Annotated in this window: 18 protein-coding genes; 9 read left to right on the top strand and 9 right to left on the bottom strand. The window is 32.5% G+C overall.

What is annotated here, in order from left to right; genetic code table 11:
- Positions 1-29: 29 nt before the first annotated feature.
- The 7 genes from V6246_RS00090 (at position 30) to V6246_RS00060 (ending at position 7,362) form a co-directional block, all read left to right on the top strand.
- A complete protein-coding gene (locus tag V6246_RS00090; RefSeq protein WP_304407059.1) occupies positions 30-803 on the top strand; it encodes a thiazole synthase in 774 nt (257 codons plus the stop codon).
- A 7-nt stretch (positions 804-810) separates the two neighbouring features.
- Positions 811-1,923 (top strand): 2-iminoacetate synthase ThiH, encoded by a 1,113-nt coding sequence (thiH, locus tag V6246_RS00085; protein ID WP_341558373.1) that lies wholly within the window; start codon positions 811-813, stop codon positions 1,921-1,923.
- Entirely contained in the window at positions 1,923-2,987 is a 1,065-nt protein-coding gene (gene moeB, locus V6246_RS00080; protein ID WP_341558371.1) for a molybdopterin-synthase adenylyltransferase MoeB, read from the top strand. The genes thiH and moeB overlap by 1 nt, the downstream gene beginning before the upstream one ends.
- Positions 2,988-3,067: 80 nt before the next feature.
- Positions 3,068-3,487, top strand: coding sequence for a thiol-disulfide oxidoreductase DCC family protein (locus V6246_RS00075; RefSeq protein ID WP_341558369.1), 420 nt, complete (start codon positions 3,068-3,070; stop codon positions 3,485-3,487).
- A 104-nt stretch (positions 3,488-3,591) separates the two neighbouring features.
- Entirely contained in the window at positions 3,592-4,023 is a 432-nt protein-coding gene (locus V6246_RS00070; protein WP_341558367.1) for a hypothetical protein, read from the top strand.
- A gap of 292 nt (positions 4,024-4,315) precedes the next feature.
- A complete protein-coding gene (locus tag V6246_RS00065; RefSeq protein ID WP_341558366.1) occupies positions 4,316-6,766 on the top strand; it encodes a helix-turn-helix domain-containing protein in 2,451 nt (816 codons plus the stop codon).
- Positions 6,767-6,858: 92 nt separating this feature from the next.
- On the top strand, positions 6,859-7,362 hold the full coding sequence (locus V6246_RS00060) for a hypothetical protein (RefSeq protein ID WP_341558364.1): 504 nt from the start codon (positions 6,859-6,861) through the stop codon (positions 7,360-7,362).
- A gap of 13 nt (positions 7,363-7,375) precedes the next feature.
- On the opposite strand, the gene V6246_RS00055 is transcribed toward V6246_RS00060, so the two are convergent.
- The 8 genes from V6246_RS00055 to V6246_RS00020 form a co-directional block, all read right to left on the bottom strand.
- Complete coding sequence (locus V6246_RS00055) at positions 7,376-7,606, bottom strand: DUF6095 family protein (RefSeq protein WP_042504933.1); 231 nt, start codon at positions 7,604-7,606, stop codon at positions 7,376-7,378.
- Positions 7,596-8,414 carry an N-acetylmuramic acid 6-phosphate etherase gene (gene murQ / locus V6246_RS00050; protein ID WP_341559887.1) on the bottom strand — a complete coding sequence of 273 codons (819 nt, stop codon included), beginning with the start codon at positions 8,412-8,414 and terminating at the stop codon, positions 7,596-7,598. The genes V6246_RS00055 and murQ overlap by 11 nt, the downstream gene beginning before the upstream one ends.
- Before the next feature lie 30 nt (positions 8,415-8,444).
- Positions 8,445-9,905 (bottom strand): TolC family protein, encoded by a 1,461-nt coding sequence (locus tag V6246_RS00045; RefSeq protein ID WP_341558357.1) that lies wholly within the window; start codon positions 9,903-9,905, stop codon positions 8,445-8,447.
- Between the two features lie 6 nt (positions 9,906-9,911).
- Positions 9,912-11,267 carry an ABC transporter permease gene (locus V6246_RS00040; protein WP_341558355.1) on the bottom strand — a complete coding sequence of 452 codons (1,356 nt, stop codon included), beginning with the start codon at positions 11,265-11,267 and terminating at the stop codon, positions 9,912-9,914.
- A gap of 2 nt (positions 11,268-11,269) precedes the next feature.
- Positions 11,270-12,514 (bottom strand): efflux RND transporter periplasmic adaptor subunit, encoded by a 1,245-nt coding sequence (locus V6246_RS00035; RefSeq protein ID WP_341558354.1) that lies wholly within the window; start codon positions 12,512-12,514, stop codon positions 11,270-11,272.
- Positions 12,515-12,658: 144 nt separating this feature from the next.
- Positions 12,659-13,474 carry a DUF4249 domain-containing protein gene (locus V6246_RS00030; RefSeq protein ID WP_341558352.1) on the bottom strand — a complete coding sequence of 272 codons (816 nt, stop codon included), beginning with the start codon at positions 13,472-13,474 and terminating at the stop codon, positions 12,659-12,661.
- A gap of 4 nt (positions 13,475-13,478) precedes the next feature.
- Complete coding sequence (locus V6246_RS00025) at positions 13,479-15,854, bottom strand: TonB-dependent receptor (RefSeq protein ID WP_341558350.1); 2,376 nt, start codon at positions 15,852-15,854, stop codon at positions 13,479-13,481.
- 58 nt (positions 15,855-15,912) lie between these two features.
- Positions 15,913-17,181: a flippase gene (locus V6246_RS00020; protein WP_341558348.1), complete on the bottom strand. Its 1,269-nt coding sequence runs from the start codon at positions 17,179-17,181 to the stop codon at positions 15,913-15,915.
- An 82-nt stretch (positions 17,182-17,263) separates the two neighbouring features.
- On the opposite strand from V6246_RS00020, the gene V6246_RS00015 reads away from it, so the two are divergent.
- Both V6246_RS00015 and V6246_RS00010 read left to right on the top strand, forming a co-directional pair.
- Entirely contained in the window at positions 17,264-18,253 is a 990-nt protein-coding gene (locus V6246_RS00015) for a helix-turn-helix transcriptional regulator (protein WP_341558346.1), read from the top strand.
- 102 nt (positions 18,254-18,355) lie between these two features.
- Positions 18,356-18,844 (top strand): hypothetical protein, encoded by a 489-nt coding sequence (locus V6246_RS00010; RefSeq protein WP_341558344.1) that lies wholly within the window; start codon positions 18,356-18,358, stop codon positions 18,842-18,844.
- An 84-nt stretch (positions 18,845-18,928) separates the two neighbouring features.
- Here V6246_RS00010 and V6246_RS00005 read toward each other — a convergent pair whose 3' ends face one another.
- Positions 18,929-21,139 carry an NADP-dependent isocitrate dehydrogenase gene (locus V6246_RS00005; protein WP_341558342.1) on the bottom strand — a complete coding sequence of 737 codons (2,211 nt, stop codon included), beginning with the start codon at positions 21,137-21,139 and terminating at the stop codon, positions 18,929-18,931.
- Positions 21,140-23,013 lie beyond the last annotated feature (1,874 nt).

Raw genomic sequence — 23,013 nt, 5'->3', positions numbered from 1 at the left:
AAAACCTTTTAATAAAAGTTACTTTTATTATGAATGATAAATTACAAATAGCAGATAAAACATTTTCCTCTAGACTGTTTACAGGCACCGGAAAATTTAGTTCCTCGGCATTAATGAAATCCGCTTTATTGGCTTCGGAAAGTGAGTTAATCACTGTCGCTCTAAAACGTGTAGATGTTCAAGATAAAGACGACGATATTTTATCGCATTTAGACCACCCGAGAATTAATTTATTACCGAATACATCTGGCGTTAGAAATGCTAAAGAAGCTGTTTTCGCTGCTCAATTATCTCGCGAAGCTTTAGAAACGAATTGGATTAAATTAGAAATTCATCCGGATCCAAAATATTTATTACCAGACCCCATTGAAACTCTAAAAGCAGCCGAAGAATTAGTAAAACTAGGTTTTGTAGTGATGCCTTATATACATGCCGATCCTGTGTTATGCAAACGTTTAGAAGACGTAGGCGCACAATGCGTGATGCCTTTAGGCGCGCCAATTGGCAGTAATAAAGGTTTAAAAACTCAGGATTTTCTAGAAATTATAATCGATCAAAGTAACGTCCCTGTCATTGTGGATGCAGGCATAGGTGCACCATCGCATGCTGCTTATGCTATGGAATTAGGAGCCGATGCCGTGTTGGTGAATACCGCTATTGCCGTTTCACAAAACCCAACTGCAATGGCCATCGCTTTTAAACTAGCTGTTGAAGCTGGACGCATGGCGCACCAAGCAAAATTAGCACCTATTGTACACAAAAAAGCCGAAGCTAGCAGTCCGTTAACCAGTTTTTTGAATTAATAAAACCATGAGCAGCTTTACAGACACTTTTAATACATATAATTGGGATGATACCCTAAAAAGCATTTTTACTAAAACAGAAAGCGATGTGCTGCGCGCATTAGGTAATTCTAAACGCGATTTAGAAGACTTTAAAGCTCTGATTTCTCCTGCTGCAAAACCATATTTAGAAGATATGGCAAAGCTTAGCAGAGCATTAACTAAAAAACGCTTCGGGAATACCATACAAATGTATTCGCCTATGTATTTAAGTAACGAATGCCAAAACATTTGCACTTATTGCGGGTTTAGCATGACTAATAAAATTCCGCGTAGAACTTTAACTGATGCTGAAATTTTAAAAGAAGTTGCTTATATAAAATCTAAAGGTTACGACCATATTTTACTGGTTACAGGTGAAGCCAATAAAACGGTTGGTGTGGACTATTTTAAAAATGCCCTTAAATTAATACGTTCGCATTTTTCTAACATCACCATTGAAGTACAGCCTTTAGACCAAAATGAATATGAAGAATTGATAGACAACGGACTATTTGCTGTTTTAGTTTATCAAGAAACATATCATCGAGATGAATATAAAAAACATCACCCCAAAGGGAAAAAATCTAATTTCGATTATAGATTAGAAACGCCTGATCGTTTAGGTAAAGCAGGTATTCATAAAATTGGATTAGGTGCTTTATTTGGTTTAGAAGATTGGCGTGCCGATAGTTTTTTTACAGCCTTACATTTAAAATATTTACAGAAAACGTACTGGAAAACAAAATACTCCATTTCTTTCCCAAGGCTTCGCCCCCATTCTGGTGGATTAGATCCTAAGGTAGAAATGACCGATCCTGATTTGGTACAACTTATTTGTGCTTTTAGATTATTAGATGAAGATGTGGAGTTATCCATGTCGACACGCGAGAGTGAAGTCTTTAGAAATAATATTGTAAATCTTGGCGTCACCTCTATTAGTGCCGAGTCTAAAACCAACCCTGGCGGTTATGCCGTGGCTCCAGAATCTTTAGAACAGTTTGAAATTTCAGACGAGCGTTCTACAGAAGCTGTGGCTAGCATGTTAAAATCAAAAGGCTTGGAAGTGGTTTGGAAAGATTGGGCTAACAACTGGGAATAATGCAATTATCTAAGGAAGAAAAACAACAATATAACCGGCATCTTATTTTAGATAATATCGGTCACCAAGGACAGTTAAAACTAAAAAACGCCACAGTATTGGTTATTGGAGCTGGTGGTTTGGGGTGCCCTATTTTACAATATCTAACAGCAGCAGGCGTTGGAACTATTGGCATTGTAGATCATGACACCATTGACCAAAGTAATTTACAGAGACAAATTCTGTACACCCATGACGATTTAGGAAAGTCTAAAGCCAAAGTTGCTGCGGGTAAATTATCTCGATTAAATCCGTTTGTAAAATTCGAAGTCCATTTAGAAAAAGTGACTTCTGAAAATGCTTTAAATTTATTCTCAAGTTATGATATTATTGTGGATGGTAGCGATAATTTCCCAACGCGTTATTTAGTAAACGATGCTGCTGTGCTTAGCAATAAACCACTAGTTTTTGGCTCTATTTTTAAGTTTGAAGGTCAGGTTTCGGTATTTAATTATAAAAACGGACCAACTTATCGATGCTTATACCCTACCCCTCCAAAACCAAATGAAGTACCGAACTGCTCAGAGATTGGTGTTCTTGGTGTTTTACCCGGTATTATTGGTAGTTTACAAGCGAATGAAGTTCTTAAAATAATATTAGAATTGGGTCGTGTACTTTCGGGTAAAATACTAACATATAATGCGCTTAGCTCGGAACAACTCATTTTTAAACTTAAAAAAAATGAGACTATGCTTATAGAAAAACTAGAAAATAATTATGATGGTTTTTGTGGTGTAATGAATAAAATAACGGAAATTACATTTCAGGATTACGCTATAAACAAAACAAACTATAACGTGCTCGATGTAAGAACAAAAGCGGAACGAAACGATTATTATATTGAGAGTATCCATATTCCTTTAGATGAACTTGAAACACGTTTACATGAAATTCCTCAAAATAAAGATTTGTTGGTGTATTGTAAATCGGGTGTACGAAGTAAAGCAGCTATTACGATTTTACAGAAGCACGAATTCAGTAAAAACGCCGTAAATTTAAAGGATGGTTTAGACACATATAACTAAGAAAAACACCCCAAAACACATTGATATAAAACCTATTTTAATCGCTTTGAAAGCCATTAATAAAATGGTATTTTTACAGTATGAATTTTGGAGTCCCTAAACATAAAAAACTTATACTATTTGATGGTGTTTGCAACCTTTGTAACAGCAGTGTACAGTACGTAATAAAACGTGATAAAAAAGAACATTTTTTGTTTACGGCATTACAAAGTGAAACAGGAAAACAAATACTTGACCAGTATAAAATTGACACAACCAAAATAGATTCTATTTTACTTTACACACCAGAAAAAGGGATTGATTACAAATCTACCGCAGCCTTAAAAATAGCCGTTTCTCTTGGTTTTCCTGAAAATTTGATGGCTATATTTTTTATAGTTCCTGCTTTTATCAGAAACTGGGTTTACGATTTTATCGCAAAAAACAGATATAAATGGTATGGCAAAAAAGAATCGTGCATGATACCTACTCCTAAATTAAAAAATCGATTTTTGGAATAGTTTTTTTTGAGTTCAATAGTTTTATCTGAAACTTTTTAGAAAGATAATCTTAATAAGAACGCAACCATTCTATGGTTTATCCATCTAAATAAAAATAACTATCGATGATAAAACAATTTGCTTATTTAGCCCTAGTTTCTCTTTTTATTTCTTGTAATTCTGACGAAAACCAACCAGATTGTTCTGCCGTATCCTGTATGGAACCAACAATTATTATTAATTTACTAGATAGTGCTACGAATGAAAATATTATTATTAAAAACAACATTCCTGAAGATGCTATTATAATAAATGATACTTCTGAAACTCCTTTAAACTTCCATTTATCAGAACCTAATGGCTTACTCCTCATAAGTAAACGAGACGCGATAGCGACTTTAGACATTAGATTAAACAATGAGGTTATTTCAAACATATCTTATAAAACATCTGCTCCAAACACTGATGCATGCTGCGATTTTGGAAGTCTTACCGATGTAATAATTACTGAACACACTTTTGATATTGAAAACAATACTATCACTATTTATCTTTAAATTAATATTTGTTAGTTAAACATTTTGATAAACCAACCTTGGTATTAATATAAGCCTAGCCCCTTTGCGGATGGTTGCGGGAGCGATAGCAGCGGCATCCTTTTTGTGAAGCTTAAATAGACTTGAACTTCATTGTTACAGAATTTTTAATTAATTAACAAAATGATAAGCGTTGTACTAATCTGCTTTACAAAAAGATACAGCGGATAGCGCGGTTTTTATTTTTCTTAAAAACCCGCCCATAAAAATTTTGAAATTATGTATCTTCCTTTCCGATTTTGAACAGTGATTAATGGCAGATAATAAAGAATTAGAATTGGCTTGGGAATTTGTGAATAACACAAACCGGTCAATTTTTTTAACGGGAAAAGCAGGAACAGGAAAAACGACGTTTTTACACCGACTAAAAATGGATTGCTTGAAGCGTTTAGTGGTGGTAGCACCAACGGGCGTGGCAGCAATAAATGCAAAGGGCGTGACGATACATTCGTTTTTTCAGATGCCTTTTGGTCCTATTTTACCGGACACCGATTTGAATGCCTCTAAGAGTTTTAATCGAAAATTTAATAAAACTAAAATTGATATTATTAGGTCTATGGACCTTTTGGTTATTGATGAAATTAGTATGGTGCGTGCCGATTTATTGGATGGTATTGACCGTACTTTGCGCCGTTTTAAAGACAGAAATAAAGTTTTTGGTGGTGTACAAGTACTTATGATTGGTGATTTGCAACAGCTTTCGCCAGTGATTAAAGAAAGTGAATGGCATTTGTTGAAACCGTTTTACAAAAACGGATTCTTTTTTAGCAGTCTGGCTTACCAAGAATGTAACGCCGTAACTATTGAATTAAAACATATTTATCGCCAAGATAACCCGACGTTTATTAATATTTTAAATGAAATAAGAAATAACGTGCTTTCGGAATCTTCGGCGGCGGAATTAAACAAAAGATATATACCCGATTTTACACCCGAACCTGATGCTGGTTATATTTCGTTAACCACACACAACAATAAAGCAGAGGCTACGAATATTACAGAATTAAACAAAATTGATGGCCGAAACAGGATTTACAAAGCCAAGGTTGAAGGAAAATTTCCGGAATATGCCTATCCAAACAACGAAGCTTTAGAGCTAAAGGTTGGTGCACAAGTAATGTTTGTAAAGAACGACAGCAGCCCTGAGAAGCGCTATTTTAATGGGAAAATTGGAAAAGTTATTCATTTAGATCAAGACGAAGTTATTGTACATTGCCCTGATGATGAGTTTAGTATTGTTACAAAACCTGAAGTTTGGGAAAATATAAATTACACCGTTGATGCGGACACTAAAGCTATTTCGGAGAACAAAATTGGCTCTTATACCCAAATGCCTTTGCGTTTGGCGTGGTCTATTACCATACACAAAAGCCAAGGTTTAACCTTTGAAAAAGCTATAATTGATGCGCAAGGTGCTTTTGCACATGGGCAAACGTATGTAGCACTAAGTCGATGTAAATCTCTAGAAGGCTTGGTTTTAAAAAGCAAGATACATTCTAGCCAAATTATTAGTGATGCCAACGTAATTACGTTTAATAAAAACGCTGAAGCCAATGAACCCGATGAAGCTGTTTTAGAATTATCTCAGAAGAATTTTCAGTTAGATTTAATTGTTGAAGTGTTTGATTTCTATCCGTTTTTATATCCTGCAAATCGTATTTTGGATGTTTATTATAAAAACCGAGGTAGCATTGAAGGGCAAGTTGAAGCGCCTCTACTCTCCATAAAAACAGCAATTACTAACTTTTTAAAAGTAAGTACTGGTTTTAATGCTCAGTTAAAAGAGTTATCTAAAACGGAACCGCTACCCGATACGAGTACTTTAATACAGGAGCGATTTAAAAAAGCTGTTGCTTACTTTAAGGATCAAATTGAAACGCATTTTGTAGCGCCTTTAAAAACGTTTGGTTACACCACAGATAATAAAACTATTGATAGCGATTTAGCTAAAGCCGTTGATTTACTTGAAGAATTACTAGCCGCTAAGCTTTTATTTTTTAATGGTTTAACAGATGGGTTTTCGTCCAAATCCCATTTAGAATTAAGAGCAAAATCTAAATTTTTAGCGAAAGACAAACCTAAAAAAGCTAGAAAGACAGTTATTGATGGCACGGCAAATGTAGAATTGTTTGAATTGCTACGTGTGCTTAGAAATGAAATTGCCGAGAAAAACGATTTAATACATTATCAAGTTTTTAACCAGAAAACACTTTATGAAATGTGTGAAACCTTGCCTTTAAGTAAAGCTGAATTGCTTGAAATAAACGGGATGGGGAAAACACGTGTAGAAAAATATGGAAGCGATATTTTAAAGGTGATAAAAGGTTATTGTGATGAAAATGATATTGATACCACAGCCGAAAAAATCGATTTTACTGAGGAAAAAGTAGCAGAAAAACCTAAAGCACCAAAGGTTGACACTAAGAAAGTATCGCTAGATTTATTTAAATCTGGTAAATCTATTGATGAAATTGAGGATGAACGTGAACTTACGAGAACCACAATTCTTAGACATTTATCTCATTTTATTGATTCGGGTGAAGTAAAAATTAGCGATTTAATGCCGATAGAACACTACAATGAATTGAAAAAAATAATTCCGAAGAAAAAATTTGAAAGCCTAACGGAATTAAAACAATTAGTTGACGATAAATATACCTACGAAGAGTTACGTTTGGTATTAAGAGCTTTAAATGATGCTTAACTCAATAGCACATATTTATTTTTTTGTAAGGAATATGATGTTTAAAGACTAAAAACAACTCATTTCGTACTTAAATTATTATTTTAGTGTCCATGGATATAATTATTGCATCAAGTTTAAAAACATTACAAAAGGCAGAACTACTATTACATAACTTATGCGATGCCAATTTATGCGATGCATCGGTTGCTCCATACTACTCGAGTATTGGCTCTCATATTCGCCATATTTTAGACTTCTATAATTGTATTTTTAATATGAATGAAAATCTAGAGGTTGATTTAACTGCACGATGTAGAAATACAGATGTAGAAAACCAATGCCATGCCGCTAGTAATTATTTGGATACGACTATAGAGCAATTAAAATCTTTAGATTTGGATGTAGCTTCTAAAATAACCGTTATAGACGATTTAGGCTTAGGCAAAACAAGTATAGCCTATACTTTCGGAGCCCTGTTATCTCAGGCCAACAGCCACACCATCCATCACTACGCCATTATAAGCTATATTATGAATGGTTTGAAAATTGAGCTAGAAGATTGTGAGTTTGGATATAACCCAACGACTCCAAAAGCGGTTTCAGAAAAATGTTAATTGATTAGCCTTGTTATTTTTTAAACATACTATTCATAATTAACCTGATGCCTTTAAAAATTAAAAACACAGCAAAAGCACATATTAAAAGACCAACAACTAAAAGCGGAATATAAAGCTTGTTTTCTGGTTGACTCAAGGCCATACTCAAAATTATGGGTCCCATAAAGAGTGTTAATACGGCAAAAATCATGGTTTTTACACCTTTATAAAGTAATACTTTGTCTGTTCTATTATCGTCCATTATTATAATTTTGAATTGCTAATCTTACGTTTTTGTATGTTTGAAGTAATGTTTCGGCTTCGGTTCTTGGAATATCAAGTTCGGCCATAATCATTTTTGTACCACGATCGAAAAGCTTGTTATTGCTTAACTGCATGTCGACCATTTTATTCCCTTTAATATGCCCCAACTGAATCATGGTTGAAGTCGTTATCATATTCAAGACTAATTTCTGAGCAGTTCCTGCTTTCATTCTAGAACTCCCAGTAACAAACTCTGGACCTACAATAGGTTCTACAGGAAACTGAGCCGTTAGAGACAGCGGGCTATTTTTATTACAAGAAATACAACCTGTGATAATATTATTCTCATTGCATTGCTCTAATGCAGCAATAACATAAGGCGTTGTGCCCGAAGCAGCAATACCAACAACCACATCTTTATCTGTAATATTATGTTGTTTTAAATCTTCCCAACCTTGGGTAAGAGAATCCTCAGCAAATTCTACAGCATGCCTAATAGCATGATCGCCACCGGCAATAAGACCGATAACTAAATCTGGAGACACTCCAAATGTTGGAGGACATTCCGAGGCATCTAAAATACCTAAACGTCCACTAGTGCCAGCTCCCATATAAAATAAGCGTCCGCCTTGTTTTAATTTAGAAACAATTTGTTCGACTAACTTTTCTATTTGTGGCAGCGCTTTTTCAACCGCCAATGGTACACTTTTATCTTCCTTATTTATACTATTTAATAAATCAGACAGATTCATCTTTTCGAGATGATTGTAATTAGAATCTTGTTCTGTAGTTTTTGTGAATTTCATCATCTTTCAAAAATATGAATTATTGAGGTCTTAATCATAAAGAACATCCTCAACTTCTATCTTTTTATCATTTATAAAATCATAGAGCGTAAGTTGTCTTAATATGTAATAATCTTGCCAGAAATTTTCAAGAGAATTTAAATAGTCTAAAACTGCTTTATCTCTTTCTTGTAGTGCAATGTTTAAATCTGTTATGGTAATCTTCCCTAAAACATATCTTTTTTGCGAAATATTATACCGCTTTGTAGCCACTTCCTTTGCTTTTTCTGATGTAAACAAAAAATCTCTTTGGTTAGACCAATTAAGCACATGTAAATAAATTTCTTGCTCGAAAGCCTGCTTACTTTGGTCTATATTATTGTTTACCAAATCTAAATCTGCTTCGGCCATTTTACGTCTCGATTTAGATACACCCCAATCAAAAAGAGGCATAGAAATACTTAACGACACATTTTGTTGCTTATTAAAATTATCAAAAAGTGTATTAAACTCGCTTCCGTTTTGTGAAATACCGAAATTAGCATTTAAACTCATTTCTATTTTATTACTTCCTTTTACTCGTGCTAATTCTTTTTCGGCTTCTAAACGTTGGCGTCTAAATTCTATAACCGATTTTCTATTGTTTTGAGCTTCTTCTAAAGCTTTATTAACATCTACATCAAATGCAGTTAATTCTACAGGAATATCTAACTCTATATTCTCCGTACTCAATTCTAAATATCTAGCTAAATTCTGAGAAGCTAATTTTAAAGCTATCGTATTTGTTGTCACGCTATTTTTCGAATTTAATAATGTTAATTCCATTTGAAGCAATTCATTTTCGGCAATTTTCCCCATTCTAAAACGCCCCTTAGAAATTTCATATAAAGTATCTTGAGCTGCTAAATTTACTTCCGCAATATTTAATTGCATTTGTGCTTTTAGTAATGAAAAGTAACGCTGACAAGTGTTTAAAGAAATTTGTTCCATTTTCTCAACAAAATCTCTTCTAGATTCTTCGTAAATTAATGGTTCAATCTTCTTATCCCATTTATAAGGATTGTAAAAAAGCGAATTTTGATAATATCTAAACGAAAATGGCACCACAGAGTAGCCAATGTTATCATTAAGGCCAAAAAGTTCAATCCGTTCTAAATTTGAGTAAACCGATAAGGTTCCGCCTAAATATGGAATATTTTGAGATAAAGACAAACCACCTTCCAATACCAATTGATCTTGGTTTACAAATACATCTTGACCTTCATCGTTAGTAATTCTTCTAACTGCATTATTATATTCTGGTAAGGTTGCATTTAACCGAAGTTGCGGTAGAAAACTAGCTTTATAATTTCTAAAACGCCAATAACTTCTTTGGTTTATGTTTCGGTTTACCTTATAATCTGGAGATTTTTCTTGAGCTACTTTTATAGCTTCCCTTAAGGTGATTTTTTTTGATTGAGAAAACCCAAATATTGGAAAAACAATAAGGGCAATTAGTATTATTTTTTTCATAATATTTTATTCTGATCTTAATGCTTCAATAGGTCTTTTGTTTGCTGCTGCTTTGGCCGGGAAAATTCCAAAAACGAGCCCAATAATTACGGCTATAAAAAACGATAATAATATGGAGTTTAGAGATAAAACGGTTTCAATACCCGAAACTATTTCGATTACATAAGCCCCAATAATACCGAGTATAATGCCAATTACACCGCCACCAACACTAATAAGTACAGACTCTGATAAGAATTGTAAAACTACATCTTCTTCTGTTGCACCAATGGCACGAATAATTCCAATTTCTTTGGTACGTTCTAATACAGAAGCGAGCATAATATTCATAATACCAATACCACCAATAAGTAAAGATATACCTGCGATTATACTTAAAACAACATTAAAAATTTGTTTTGTTTTTTGTTGTTGTTTTAGAAGTTGAATGGGTATCGTTATTTCGAAATCAAGCACATCATTATGCCTGCGTTTTAGCATTTTACTTAACACTTCTGCTGTAGCTTTTAATTCATTTGAATTAGAAACCTGAACTGTTAATTTATCGATTTGATGATAATTGCCTCGTGCTATTCTTTTTTTAGGTCCAGTGCCTTGATTTCTATTACTAGCACCAACTTTATCCGTTATAATTTTCCGGTCTTGATAGCGTACTAAAAAGGTGTTTAGCGGAATATAAACATCTTCATTTAAATCTCTAATGCCTAAGTTTTCTTGTGCTTTGTCTGATATTAATTTTTCTTCAATAACACCAATAATTTGTAACCAAACATCTTTAACTTTTATACGTTTACCAATAGCACTTTCACCTGTAAATAGTTTTTTTTCTACCTTTTTTCCAACAACACAAACAGGTAATGCGTTTTTTATTTGAAATTCTGAAAATGCCTTACCACTATCTAAATTTATATTGGAAGATTTAAAATATTCGGGAGAAATACCAACAAGCCGCACCGAATTTTGACGACCATTATTTATTACATAAGTCTCTAAAAGTATTTCCGGACTTACTAAACTTACTGTAGGTATATGTTTTAAAATACTTTGTGCATCTAACACATCGAGACCTTTAGAAAACCGTTTAGATTCTTCTTTTTCATCTTCAACGTCACTCATACTAGCACTGTCATCTTCCTTATCAGGAATAGGTGTTACTACAATATTATTAACACCAACGAGCTCTAACTGTGCTAAAATCTCTTTTTCGGCACCGTTTCCAATAGCTAGCATAGTTATTACGGAGGCTACACCAAAAATAATTCCTAATGCCGTTAAAAATGTACGGACTTTATTGGTTGTAATAAACCAATAGGCTTCTTTAAAATTAGATTTTAGTTTTTCTAAAAGTATTTTATCTATCATGCTTATTTTAATAGCGTTATACTCTTATCTTCTAAATCTGCGGGTTTGTTTAAATAAACCACCTCATTTTCTTCTAAACCTTTATTAATAATAACAACCTCGTTATTCGAAACACCCAATTCTATTTGCTTTTTATCTATAGCTAAGCCCGATTTTACATAAGCATAACTTATGGAATCTTTAGAAAAAACAGCTTCTAACGGAATCATTAAAACAGCCTCTTCTTTATTGGTTAAAATTCTATTAGAAGTAGTCATTCCTGGGCGAATATTTTTATTTGTTTCATTCAACTTTATTAAAACCTGAAACAATTTAATATCAGATCCTGCTTTACTTTCACCTACATTAGCAACTTCTGTAACTATACCATCTAGTTCTATTTCAGGAAAGGCATCAAAACCTATTTTGGTTATCAAACCTTTTTTAATTTTTCTAATATCAACCTCGTTGCTATAGGTTTTAGATTCCATTTTAGTTAAATCGGGTAAACTTGCAATAGCAGGCTCCCATGGCGATATGGTAGAACCTACTTTCTTTTTTGTACCATTCCAATCTTTTATATAGGTAATCATTCCATCATCATCAGATACAATGGTGAATTCCTTTTGGAGTTGCAAAAGTTCATCAATACGCTTTTTATGCTTAGAAACCTCCGTACCTACTTCTATCATTTTAGCATTAGCTTGCCTTTTCTTGATATCATAATCTGCCTTTTTTTCCTTTAAATCTCGACCTGTTTTATCTATTTTAAGTTCTAAAGACCTTATAGTTGCTGGAGACTCGTAAGCAGACCGTTCTAGCTCTAGCTTATCTTCTTCAATGTTAAACAATAAATCTTTTATGGTATTTCGCTCTTGTTTTAAGGTGAGCGTAGTATCTAGCTGTTGTTGCGTGTATTTAGATTGTGCTGTCTCTAAACTTAATTGGGCATCAAGAATTTTACCATTAACTTCCGATACATCGAGTTTGCCAATAAAGTCTCCTTTTTTAACAACTGTACCCTCGGGAACTAAATCTTGAATTTTAATGTTATAAATACCAAAACGTCTGGCATTGGCGGGTCCGTTAATTTGTTTGGAACTTGTAGATTGTGCCTCGCCAGAAATGTAGACTTCGTTTAAAAAAGTGCCTTTTACAACCTTAGCTGTGATTGAAGCATCGGTTTCACTACTAGAGCTAAAATAGAAGTAAGCTATAACCAATAGCAAAATAGCACCTATGACATAGGCTGCTTTTTTTTTGTTCATTTTTGATGTTTTGATTGATGAAAATTAAATATGACTAAAAATAGCCTTTGTACGATTTTATAGTGTTAATATCTTCTTAATTTTTAACACTTTAGCTCAAATCCATCACTTTTCTATCAAAAAATCTAATAAAACAATTAAATATTATTCCACAGTATAATTCAGCACCGAAACTTCCGAAGCTCTAAAATATCCGAAAGGGTAATTATCTGGATTTGTTTCGTTTACGCAATTTCCACGAACTGTAGCAGGTTGTGTTTCAAAAGGATCGCCTCCTGTATCATCAGTTTGTTGAAGTAAAACCACCATATACTCATAAAAACGTTCGGAAATACCGTTACTGTAAACTGTTAATTCTGAACCAACTTCCAGATCTTCATCTGTATAAAAAGCAAAAATCTCATTACCATCTGTAAATTCATCATCATAAACTTCGAGACTTATACTGTTAGTTTCCTGTATATCAAATTCGAATAAATAATAATTCCCCATACCTTCAGGATCGGTATAATATGCTTTTAATTCTATTTCATCTCCAGAAAAACCACCATCATTTTTTTGTTCTACTCGATCTATATCCGCTACAGCCATTAACTGCTCTGTGCCTCTATAAATTTCATCGTTATAATTAATACTAAGTGTATAAACGCCATTAATTTCGGGTATAAATGCATTATTGACATAAATACCGGTATCTCCATCTTCAATAAAGTTAAAAATATTATTGTTTGTATCCGTAACCGTTACAACAGCTCCATTTGCAGGAGGCACTTCTAGGTTATAAAAAGGCGCACTTAATGTTAACTTTATAAGCTGATTTTTACCATCGGTACCTTTAATCCAGTTAAGCGAAGCATCGATAACTAAGCGTGGCTCGGCAGAGTTTAACTCTAAATCGATAACATCTTCACAAGCTGTAAAACTAAAACTTATAAGTAATAGATATATAATTTTTTTCATAATATTAAAATTTGAAATTGTAAGAAATTGAAGGAATAATACCAAAAATGGCCAATCTACTCGCTTCATTAGCACCCGTATCTTGATTAGAACTAAAGGAAACAGAAGCTGCATTCTTTCTGTTATAAGCATTATAAACTCCAAAAACCCAATAGCTTTGTAGTCCAGATTTTTTATCTGGCTTAGCGGTATAAGTAGCCGAAACATCTAAGCGATTATACACAGGCAATCTATCTGCATTTCTATTACTGTAACTAGGTATAGTTACACCGTTGTATTGATATTGCCCATTTGGAAATGTAGCTGGTTGACCTGTTTGAAATAAAAAATTCCCGTTTAATTTCCATTTTTCATTTAAATCGTAACTTCCGGTAAGTGAAATATCGTGGGTTTTATCATAAGGTGTATTGTACCAATTTCCATTATTTATTCCTATTTCATCCACTGTTCTTCCTTGTGTTTGCTGCTCTGATTTAGACAACGTATAAGCCAACCAGCCTTTAAAACGACCTTCATTTTTTCTAAACAAAACCTCTAAACCATAAGCCCTTGCTTTTCCGTTTAGCACCACTTGCTCAATAGCATTATTGGCAACCAAATCGGCCCCATCTATATAATCAATTCTATTCTTTATCGTTTTATAAAAACTTTCTACTTCCAAAGAATATTTACTATCATTAAATTCTTTAAAATACCCTACAGCATATTGATCTAATAATTGTGGTTTAATATATTTTCCACTTGGCGTCCAAACATCTAAAGGTGTTGGAGAATTTGTATTGGAAAGCAAATGCAAATACTGTGTCATTCTGTTATAACTAGCCTTTACGGAAGACACCGTATTAAGCTGATAAGCAACGGAAGCACGTGGTTCTAGGTTAACAAAACGTTCTATAACATCACTTCTATCAAAGGTTTCGGTATCTATAGGATTTGCCTTTTCGTAAATTTGAAAATCCTCATTAAAAACAACAGCTTGTTCGTTTTCATAAACATTAAGTTCGTCTTGACCTAAACGGTGAAACATACTTAAACGCAAACCGTAAGACAATGATAATTTATCGGAAACCTTATGCTCTGCATCCAAATAAATGGCATTTTCAAAAGCATACTTTTGAGTTAATTTAAACGGGTTAATACCAGATCCTTCTACCGTTGGTTTGATATCACCAGGATTAAAGGCATAATAAATACTATTTAAACCGTATTGTAATTTTATTTTATTGGTTAGATAATGTTTAAAATCGTATTTTATATTGAAATTTTTAATGCCAGAATTCCAATCGAATTCCACAAAATTAAGTTTTAGTCCGTAATAATAATCGGAATAAATTAGTGATAGGTTTGAAAATATCTTATCAGAAAATAAATGATTCCATCTAAAGTTTAATACTGTATTTCCATATGTATTTTCAAAAGTATCAGCAATACTGAATACATCTCGGCCAAAATAACCCGAAAAATACACATTATTATTATCGTCTATTTTATAACTCAACTTAGTATTTAAATCGTAGAAGTAAGCCTTATTATCTAAATCGAAAAGTGGTAAAAACAAATGCGCATAACTAGATCTTCCTCCTAATAAAAACGAACCCTTATCTTTTTCTAAAGGACCTTCGAGTAATAATCGACTCGATACTATTCCAATACCACCATTAGTATGAAACTCTTTACTATTTCCTTCCTTTTGATAAATATCTAAAACCGATGAAACGCGCCCACCATATCGAGCAGGAATACCTCCTTTATAAAGTTTTAAATCTTTAACTGCATCAGGATTAAAAACCGAGAAAAAACCAAATAAATGCGACGAATTATAAATGGTAGCTTCATCTAAAAGAATTAAATTCTGATCGGCCGCTCCACCACGAACATTAAATCCAGAAGCCGCTTCTCCTGCCGTTGTAACACCAGGTAATAACGTGATGGCTTTAATAATATCGGCCTCACCAAGTACAACTGGTATTTCTTTTATGGTAGTAGAACTCAATTTATTTACACTCATTTGTGGTGCTTTAATATTGAGTTTTTCGATGTTTTCAGTAATTACAACTTCATCCAAACTTTCTAAGGTATCATTTAAACTGAAATTTTTAACCACATCTCCAGTAAGTTCTACAGTTTCAACAATGGTATTGAAACCTAAATAGCTTACCGCTAGTTTATACGTGCCTTCAGCCAGCGTAATGGAATAAAAACCATACTCATTGGTTGTGGTTCCTGACTGAATTTCGGGAAAAATAATATTGACTCCAATTAGCGTTTCATTACTACTTGCTTCGGAAATGGTTCCGCTTATTGTAAATTTACTTTGTGCATTTAGGGAAAGAATAAAAAAAGAACAAGCTATAATTAGCCACAAGAAAAGGTTTTTCATTAAGGGAATTTTTTATAAAAATAAATAAAAGCATCTAACTAATAATCATTTCCATGTATTATTTCGGTTTATTCAATAAAAGCAACCATATATCCTGTCTATAAGATTTATACAAGAAAACAAATACAATATTGGTTACAAAATGACTTAATAAAAGTGCAAAAGCTGCACCGACAAGATGATATTTTGGAATAAATAAAAAGCACAATAAAGCGTTTACAGCACAACCCAAAATAAAGCGATAAACATTACGATTTAATTTATTCTGATTCACCAAATGCTTCTCAAACAACATACCTACAAAAACAAATATAGGTGCCCAAGCAAAAACCTTTAATGGGCTTTTTGCGGCTTCAAAGCTTTTCTCATATTGAGTAGATATTACATAATCTCCTAAAAAAGTGTAAAATATTCCTATACAAATACCGAAAAGAATAACCACTTTTAGCATAAACTTTAAACGTTTGGCATACAAAATTTTATCTTCTAAATAACATTCTGCTAAAGCTGGATATAATCCGTAAATAAAAGCTGCACCAATATTCCAGGTGATAAAAATAACTAAAAAATTAACTACAGAAAACACACCGTTTGCGGCGCTTCCTAAATAGGTGTTGATAAAAAAATCGTCTATTGCTAAATAAAAAACTATTATAAAATTGGTGAGTAATAAAGGGAAAGCTGAAACCAATAAATCTTTAGCTAATTTAAAAGACCAAGATAACTTGGTAAGGTTTAATTCTTTAGAATACGTTAAAATACCCAAATAAATAAGGGTTTGCATAGCGAATTCAAAAAACAATACTCCTGCAAAATAAAATGAGCCAAAGTTACGCTCCACGCCGTAATACTGAACAATCAATACAAATATGAGCGTGATAATTTTACAGATAAAAACGTATTTATATTTTTTTCTAGCAACAAAAAAATACTCAATAACATCACTAATTCTAAACAAATAACTAAACGCTATAATTAAAACAATAAAGGTGATCTCACTTGTATTTGTAAAATAAGTATAGATTAACAAACACAATGAAAGTAACACAAAACTACATAAGCGAAGAACTAAAGTAGTGCCAATAATCTGGTTTTTCATTTTAGGTTTAAACACTAATTCTCGAATACATATAGCCGATAAACCAAGAAAGAAAAAGGGTGCCAATACACCAACAATAGCTTTAGATATTTCTAATTCGCCCGAATTAAACGCTCCTAAACTATTAAAAATTTTAGGAGTAATATAAATACCCACAATTAACTGACAAACTTTTTCTACAATATACCATTTGGCATTTGCGAAATCTTTTTTACTGAATAAACTCAATGCTACTTTTTGGGCTAAAATAGCACTATATAGTAAGTTTTCAACAAATTTTATTACCTTAGAAACTTCAAACCCCTATTTGATGACCCCAGATTTTATTAGAAAATTTCATATCTATGAAATACTAGCAACCACTTCTCTCAATAATTGTAAGTCTAGAAAAGAGATAATCAGCATATTAGAAAAAATGTATTTAGATTATCATCTTGGAGACAAGCTATACCAAGGTTTATTGGTGAGTAATGAAAAAACAATAAGCCGTGATGTAAAAGATATCGAATCCTTTTTTGGAGTAGAAATTGAACATGTTAGGCACAAGGGGCATTATATGGTTAATAAATCGGTAATTACTAAAACGCACCGTACGGTTTTCGATAAAATGGAATTATTTTTAGCGAGCCACAAAGAGCGTCAATGGTCTCCTTATATTACCACAGAAGAATCGTCTTTAAATACCGAAATCAATATTTTAGGTTTAGTTAAGGCCATAGAACGTAAAGTTTTTATTAAAATTAATTATGAAGGTTGGTACGACGATGATCGGTTTACCGAAATTGAACAAGCTAAAGTGCAACCTTTACATATAAAAGAAGCGAATAAGGCTTGGTATCTATTAACTTATAATGAAGCTATTGGCGTAAAAGTACTTTGTTTAGATAAGCGGGTTTCTAACATTACAATTACTGAAGAATTGGTACAAGATCCATTTTCTTTTGATGAATCTCTGTATTTTAAAGATGCCTTCGGAATTTTAAATAATGATATTAAAACCGAAACCGTTAGGTTAAAAGTTGCAAACCATCACTTTAAATATTTAGAATCTAAACCACTCCACCATTCTCAAATCATTTTAAGCCGTCCTGTTAAAATGAATACTGACGTTTTAGATTATACAGACCAGGATATCTTTGGTGAAATTTCGGTAACCCTAAAACCGAATTATGAATTCCTGATTGAATTATTTAAATTTAATATGTGGGTAAAAGTTATAGAACCAAAGTGGTTGATAAAAACCATAGTAGAGCAACACGATTTTATTTTACAACATTATTATCCCGATTTTATTCGTTAAACGACTTCTTTTTATCCCTCTTTTTTATTTCATTCTTTAACCGGACACGTATTGTCTAGTTGGTCTTTTTATTTGTACAACAAACATTTAAAAAATATAGCTATGAAAAAGTTATATAAAATTATAGCGCCATGCGTTATGTTTTTATTACTCTGTAATTGTGGTTCTAGATTTTCCAAACAAGATCAACTTAGGGTCTACAATTACTATGTAAAAAAAGCAAACCAATACAATGCCATAGAAGATTACGAAACAGCTGTGAAGTATAGTGATAAAGCTATAGACATCACAGACACCTTAGCCATAGCTTATAAGATTAAAGGGATTGCCTTATATCACTTAAATGTTCTGAATGATGCTCTAGTTAATTTCGACGAAGTTATTAGCTTAGAAGGCAAAACATCAGATGTTTTTAAAAATCGTGCCATAATCCATTTAAAAAATGATGACACCTACTTTTTAAATGATATTGAAACTTATCTCAACACGCATCCCAATGACGATGAAGCTATAAATATGAGAGCGAGCTATTATCAAAGTGCTTTTAACTATGCAAATGAAATGGCTTTTCGGACTGTTAAATATAATTAGAATCACACCAATTCTTGATAAAACAAAAAAAGCACCCAAATGGGTGCTTTTTTATTTATAATTTGAAAACAATCTAAAATGCTTTTAGTTTAAAATAGCATTAAAGGTTTTACTTGGTCTCATTGCATTATTTATTAAGTCTTCGTTAGGCTCATAATAACCACCTAAATCTACAGAAGCACCTTGAATATCAATAAGCTCTTTAACAATAACAGCTTCGTTATCTACTAATTGTTTAGCAATTGGAGTAAATTCAGCTTTTAAAGCAGCGTCTTCATTTTGATTTGCTAATTCTTGTGCCCAATACATAGCTAAATAAAAGTGACTACCTCTATTATCCAACTCACCAACTTTTCTAGAAGGGCCTTTTCTGTTTTCTAATAATTTATCAGTAGCGTTATCAAGAGCTTCACCTAAAATTTTAGCCTTAGGGTTGCTGTTTGCTAAACTAAAATGCTCTAAAGAAACTGCAAGTGCTAAAAATTCACCTAAAGAATCCCAACGTAAGTGGTTTTCTTCTAGTAATTGTTGCACGTGCTTTGGTGCAGAACCACCTGCTCCAGTTTCAAACAATCCACCACCATTCATTAATGGTACAATAGATAACATTTTTGCACTAGTTCCCACTTCTAAAATTGGGAATAAATCGGTTAAATAATCACGTAATACATTACCAGAAACAGAAATAGTGTCTTTACCATCTTTTAAACGTTCGCAAGTAAAAAGCGTAGCGTCTATAGGAGATAATATACGTAGATCTAAACCAGTTGTATCAAGATCTTTTAAATATAAATTTACTTTTTTAATAAGTTCAGCATCATGAGCTCTGTTTTCGTCTAACCAAAATACAGCAGGAGTTTCTGATGCTCTAGCACGAGTAACAGCCAATTTAACCCAGTCTTGGATTGGAGCATCTTTAGCTTGGCACATTCTCCAAATATCTCCGGCTTCAACCGTATGCTCTAATAAAGTAGCACCAGAAGCATCAATAACTTTTACAACACCATTAGTTGGAATTTCAAAAGTTTTGTCGTGAGAACCATATTCTTCTGCTTTTTGAGCCATTAAACCTACGTTAGGAACAGTTCCCATAGTAGTTGGATCAAAAGCACCATGTTTTTTACAAAAATCAATAGTTGCTGTGTAAATACCTGCATAACTACTATCAGGAATTACCGCTTTAGTATCCTGTAGTTTACCTGCAGCGTTCCACATTTGACCAGACGTACGAATCATTGCTGGCATAGAAGCATCAATAATAACATCACTAGGTACGTGTAAATTAGTAATACCTTTATCACTATTTACCATAGCCAAATCTGCACCATTTTCAAAAGCAGCATCAATAGCAGCCTTAATTTCGGTTTGTTTTGCTTCTGGTAATTCTTTTAAACCATCAACTAAATTTCCGTATCCGTTATTTACATCAACCCCAATTTCATCAAAAGTTTCTCCGTATTTTTCAAAAACATCTTTTAAATACACACGAACTGCATGACCAAAAATAATAGGATCACTCACCTTCATCATCGTTGCTTTCATGTGCAGAGATAATAACACACCTTCTGCTTTAGCATTTGCAAATTCAGTTTCAAAAAACTCGATTAGAGCTTTTTTACTTAAAACAGTAGCGTCAATAATTTCTCCTTTTAAAAGACCTAAATTATCCTTTAAAACCGTTACGTTTCCGTTAGTATCGGTATGCTCAATTTTTATACTTGTTGCTTCTGATAATGTTACCGATTTCTCATTATGAGCAAAATCGCCAGCATCCATAGTTGCTACATGTGTTTTAGAATCGCTAGACCACGCTCCCATTGAATGCGGATTGTTTTTAGCGTAATTTTTTACAGCTTTTGGCGCACGACGGTCACTATTACCTTCACGTAATACTGGGTTTACAGCACTTCCTTTAATTTTATCGTAACGAGACTTAATTTCCTTTTCCGCATCTGTTTTAGGCTCATCTGGGTAACTCGGAATAGCAAAGCCTTGGCTTTGTAGTTCAGAAATAGCCGCCTTTAACTGCGGTATAGATGCACTAATATTCGGTAATTTGATAATATTAGCCTCTGGCTGTTTTGCTAAATTTCCAAGGAAAGCTAAATCATCCGAAACTTTTTGATCTTCCTTTAAAAAATCAGGAAAAACGGCTAAAATTCTTGCAGCTAACGAAATATCTTTCGTTTCAATTTCAATTCCCGCCGATTTTACAAAAGTTTGAACAATAGGTAAAAAAGAACGTGTTGCTAAAGCCGGAGCTTCGTCCGTTTTCGTGTAAATAATTTTAGACATTCGTGTGATGTTTTGTGAGTTATTATATCTAAAAAATGGATAGTAATAAAAAGATGCCATTTTTTGCGTTGCGAATATACAAAAATTGAGTTTTAAAATGCCTCATTTTTGACACGAAAGGAGATAAAGCATAGCAAATTTGTAACAATTCTTCCAAAAACCCATATTATTCACAAAATTAAAATAAAGCAAAAATATTTTACGAATACGATAATAAATCATTGCTAAAAGTGCGAGTTTTTAATAAAAATTAAAAACCGCGCTATCCACTGTATCTTTTTGAACATTTATCTTTTCCTACAAGTATTTATGCTACTCTACTCAATTACAAATAGTAACATTAAATTTAAATTAAAACTTTCGTCCAAAAAGGATGCCGTTACTATCGCTCTCGCGCCTATCAGGCAAAATCCTATTTCTATCAAAAATCACAAGCTATTTTAGCAAGAAAAATTACTTTTTTTGAACAAATTAGCGTAGCTATCGCTTAAAAATTCTTAGCTTAAATTTCAACTAAAACTATATTAATGATTTCAATTTAGCCAACCTACTAATTATACACAACCAATTATATAAAATCAATAAATGAACATAAACCCTATTAAATAAAGGTTTTATGGTGTTTATATTGCGTTTTACATATTTCAAACTTATTATTAGCGTAAATTTTATTTTCACCCAAAAACTACATTATAAAAAAAATTTTACACCTCATTATTGACCTCTTTTACACTATCTGCGAAAAGACCAAGAGTTTCTCAATTTGATACTAGTAGTAAAGAATATATAGAGCACATACCAGGTAACTTACCTATTATTATATTAGCACCACACAGCGGATTAAAACTCTAAAACTTAACAATAAATGGGTTAGCTATCCAGATAATAACACAAAAAACCAACTCTCCGTCCATTATATTTGCCTACTAGATCATGCGGTGACAACGAAAGAGACTATAACACAGATGTTTTAATTAGACTGTATTCAAAACGAAACACTCGCTAAAACCGGAGGTTATACTCACATAATAATGGATAATTTAAACACAAAAAAATTAGATATCAAGGCTTACCTAGATTTAATATTGCAATAATAAATTTTGAACATAAAAAAAGAGGTTATTTGATTTAATTCAAATAACCTCTTTTTTACTTTCGTACATCTTTAAATAGTATTTGTATACAATTATTATATACACAGCTATTAGCAGCTTAATACATTTACTTATAACGATAACTAGTTATGAATAAGTCAACCGATAAATCCAAAACGTATTAAATAAAGTCAATTTAAGTTTAATCTTAAAACTTCTACTACAAAGAACAGTATTATAAATAGATTTAGATACCCTTGGTAGACTCTATACATCAAGAATTCATATATAAGCCTATATGCTTAACTGACAGGAAAACCAAAGATCTAGATACTAAATCCCTTGAATTTAAATATATCTAAATATATTAAACAAAACTACCTTCCTTATATTTATTAATACAGTTACTTAAGGTATCGTACTATCCTTATAAAACTCTCCCTGAACAAACAGAACAATATCGCTTACGCGGAAGTATAACTAAGAATATCATTATTTCATATAATTCATGCATTCTAAAGTAAACAATCTTATTACTTTTTAAACAGTAGTATAACAAAACATAATAAGCTTAACACTTAATATATTACTTAGCTTGTAATCAATATTCAAAAATTATACAGCCATCTTATATTGAAGAAAATAAAAAAAGTCTATTTAAATCGTAAACAGCTCATTCAATACACATTACCATTGATTCTTTACGTTGAGTTTATTACAAAAAAAATCCTCAACAAATAAATGTTGAGGATTAAAAAAGGCAACGACCTACTCTCCCAC

The sequence above is a fragment of the Algibacter sp. TI.3.09 genome (assembly GCF_038154905.1).
Taxonomy (GTDB): Bacteria; Bacteroidota; Bacteroidia; order Flavobacteriales; family Flavobacteriaceae; genus Algibacter.
This window is presented reverse-complemented; position numbering and strand designations above follow the sequence as displayed.

Bases quoted from the DNA above. Each gene is read 5' to 3' on its own strand.
- V6246_RS00055 (WP_042504933.1), bottom strand. From the start codon at position 7,606: ATGGACGATAATAGAACAGACAAAGTATTACTTTATAAAGGTGTAAAA.
- V6246_RS00060 (WP_341558364.1), top strand. From the start codon at position 6,859: ATGGATATAATTATTGCATCAAGTTTAAAAACATTACAAAAGGCAGAA.
- V6246_RS00075 (WP_341558369.1), top strand. From the start codon at position 3,068: ATGAATTTTGGAGTCCCTAAACATAAAAAACTTATACTATTTGATGGT.
- V6246_RS00065 (WP_341558366.1), top strand. From the start codon at position 4,316: ATGGCAGATAATAAAGAATTAGAATTGGCTTGGGAATTTGTGAATAAC.
- V6246_RS00070 (WP_341558367.1), top strand. From the start codon at position 3,592: ATGATAAAACAATTTGCTTATTTAGCCCTAGTTTCTCTTTTTATTTCT.
- V6246_RS00090 (WP_304407059.1), top strand. From the start codon at position 30: ATGAATGATAAATTACAAATAGCAGATAAAACATTTTCCTCTAGACTG.
- V6246_RS00005 (WP_341558342.1), bottom strand. From the start codon at position 21,139: ATGTCTAAAATTATTTACACGAAAACGGACGAAGCTCCGGCTTTAGCA.
- V6246_RS00035 (WP_341558354.1), bottom strand. From the start codon at position 12,514: ATGAACAAAAAAAAAGCAGCCTATGTCATAGGTGCTATTTTGCTATTG.
- V6246_RS00045 (WP_341558357.1), bottom strand. From the start codon at position 9,905: ATGAAAAAAATAATACTAATTGCCCTTATTGTTTTTCCAATATTTGGG.
- thiH (WP_341558373.1), top strand. From the start codon at position 811: ATGAGCAGCTTTACAGACACTTTTAATACATATAATTGGGATGATACC.
- V6246_RS00030 (WP_341558352.1), bottom strand. From the start codon at position 13,474: ATGAAAAAAATTATATATCTATTACTTATAAGTTTTAGTTTTACAGCT.
- moeB (WP_341558371.1), top strand. From the start codon at position 1,923: ATGCAATTATCTAAGGAAGAAAAACAACAATATAACCGGCATCTTATT.
- V6246_RS00040 (WP_341558355.1), bottom strand. From the start codon at position 11,267: ATGATAGATAAAATACTTTTAGAAAAACTAAAATCTAATTTTAAAGAA.
- V6246_RS00025 (WP_341558350.1), bottom strand. From the start codon at position 15,854: ATGAAAAACCTTTTCTTGTGGCTAATTATAGCTTGTTCTTTTTTTATT.
- murQ (WP_341559887.1), bottom strand. From the start codon at position 8,414: ATGAAATTCACAAAAACTACAGAACAAGATTCTAATTACAATCATCTC.
- V6246_RS00015 (WP_341558346.1), top strand. From the start codon at position 17,264: ATGACCCCAGATTTTATTAGAAAATTTCATATCTATGAAATACTAGCA.
- V6246_RS00010 (WP_341558344.1), top strand. From the start codon at position 18,356: ATGAAAAAGTTATATAAAATTATAGCGCCATGCGTTATGTTTTTATTA.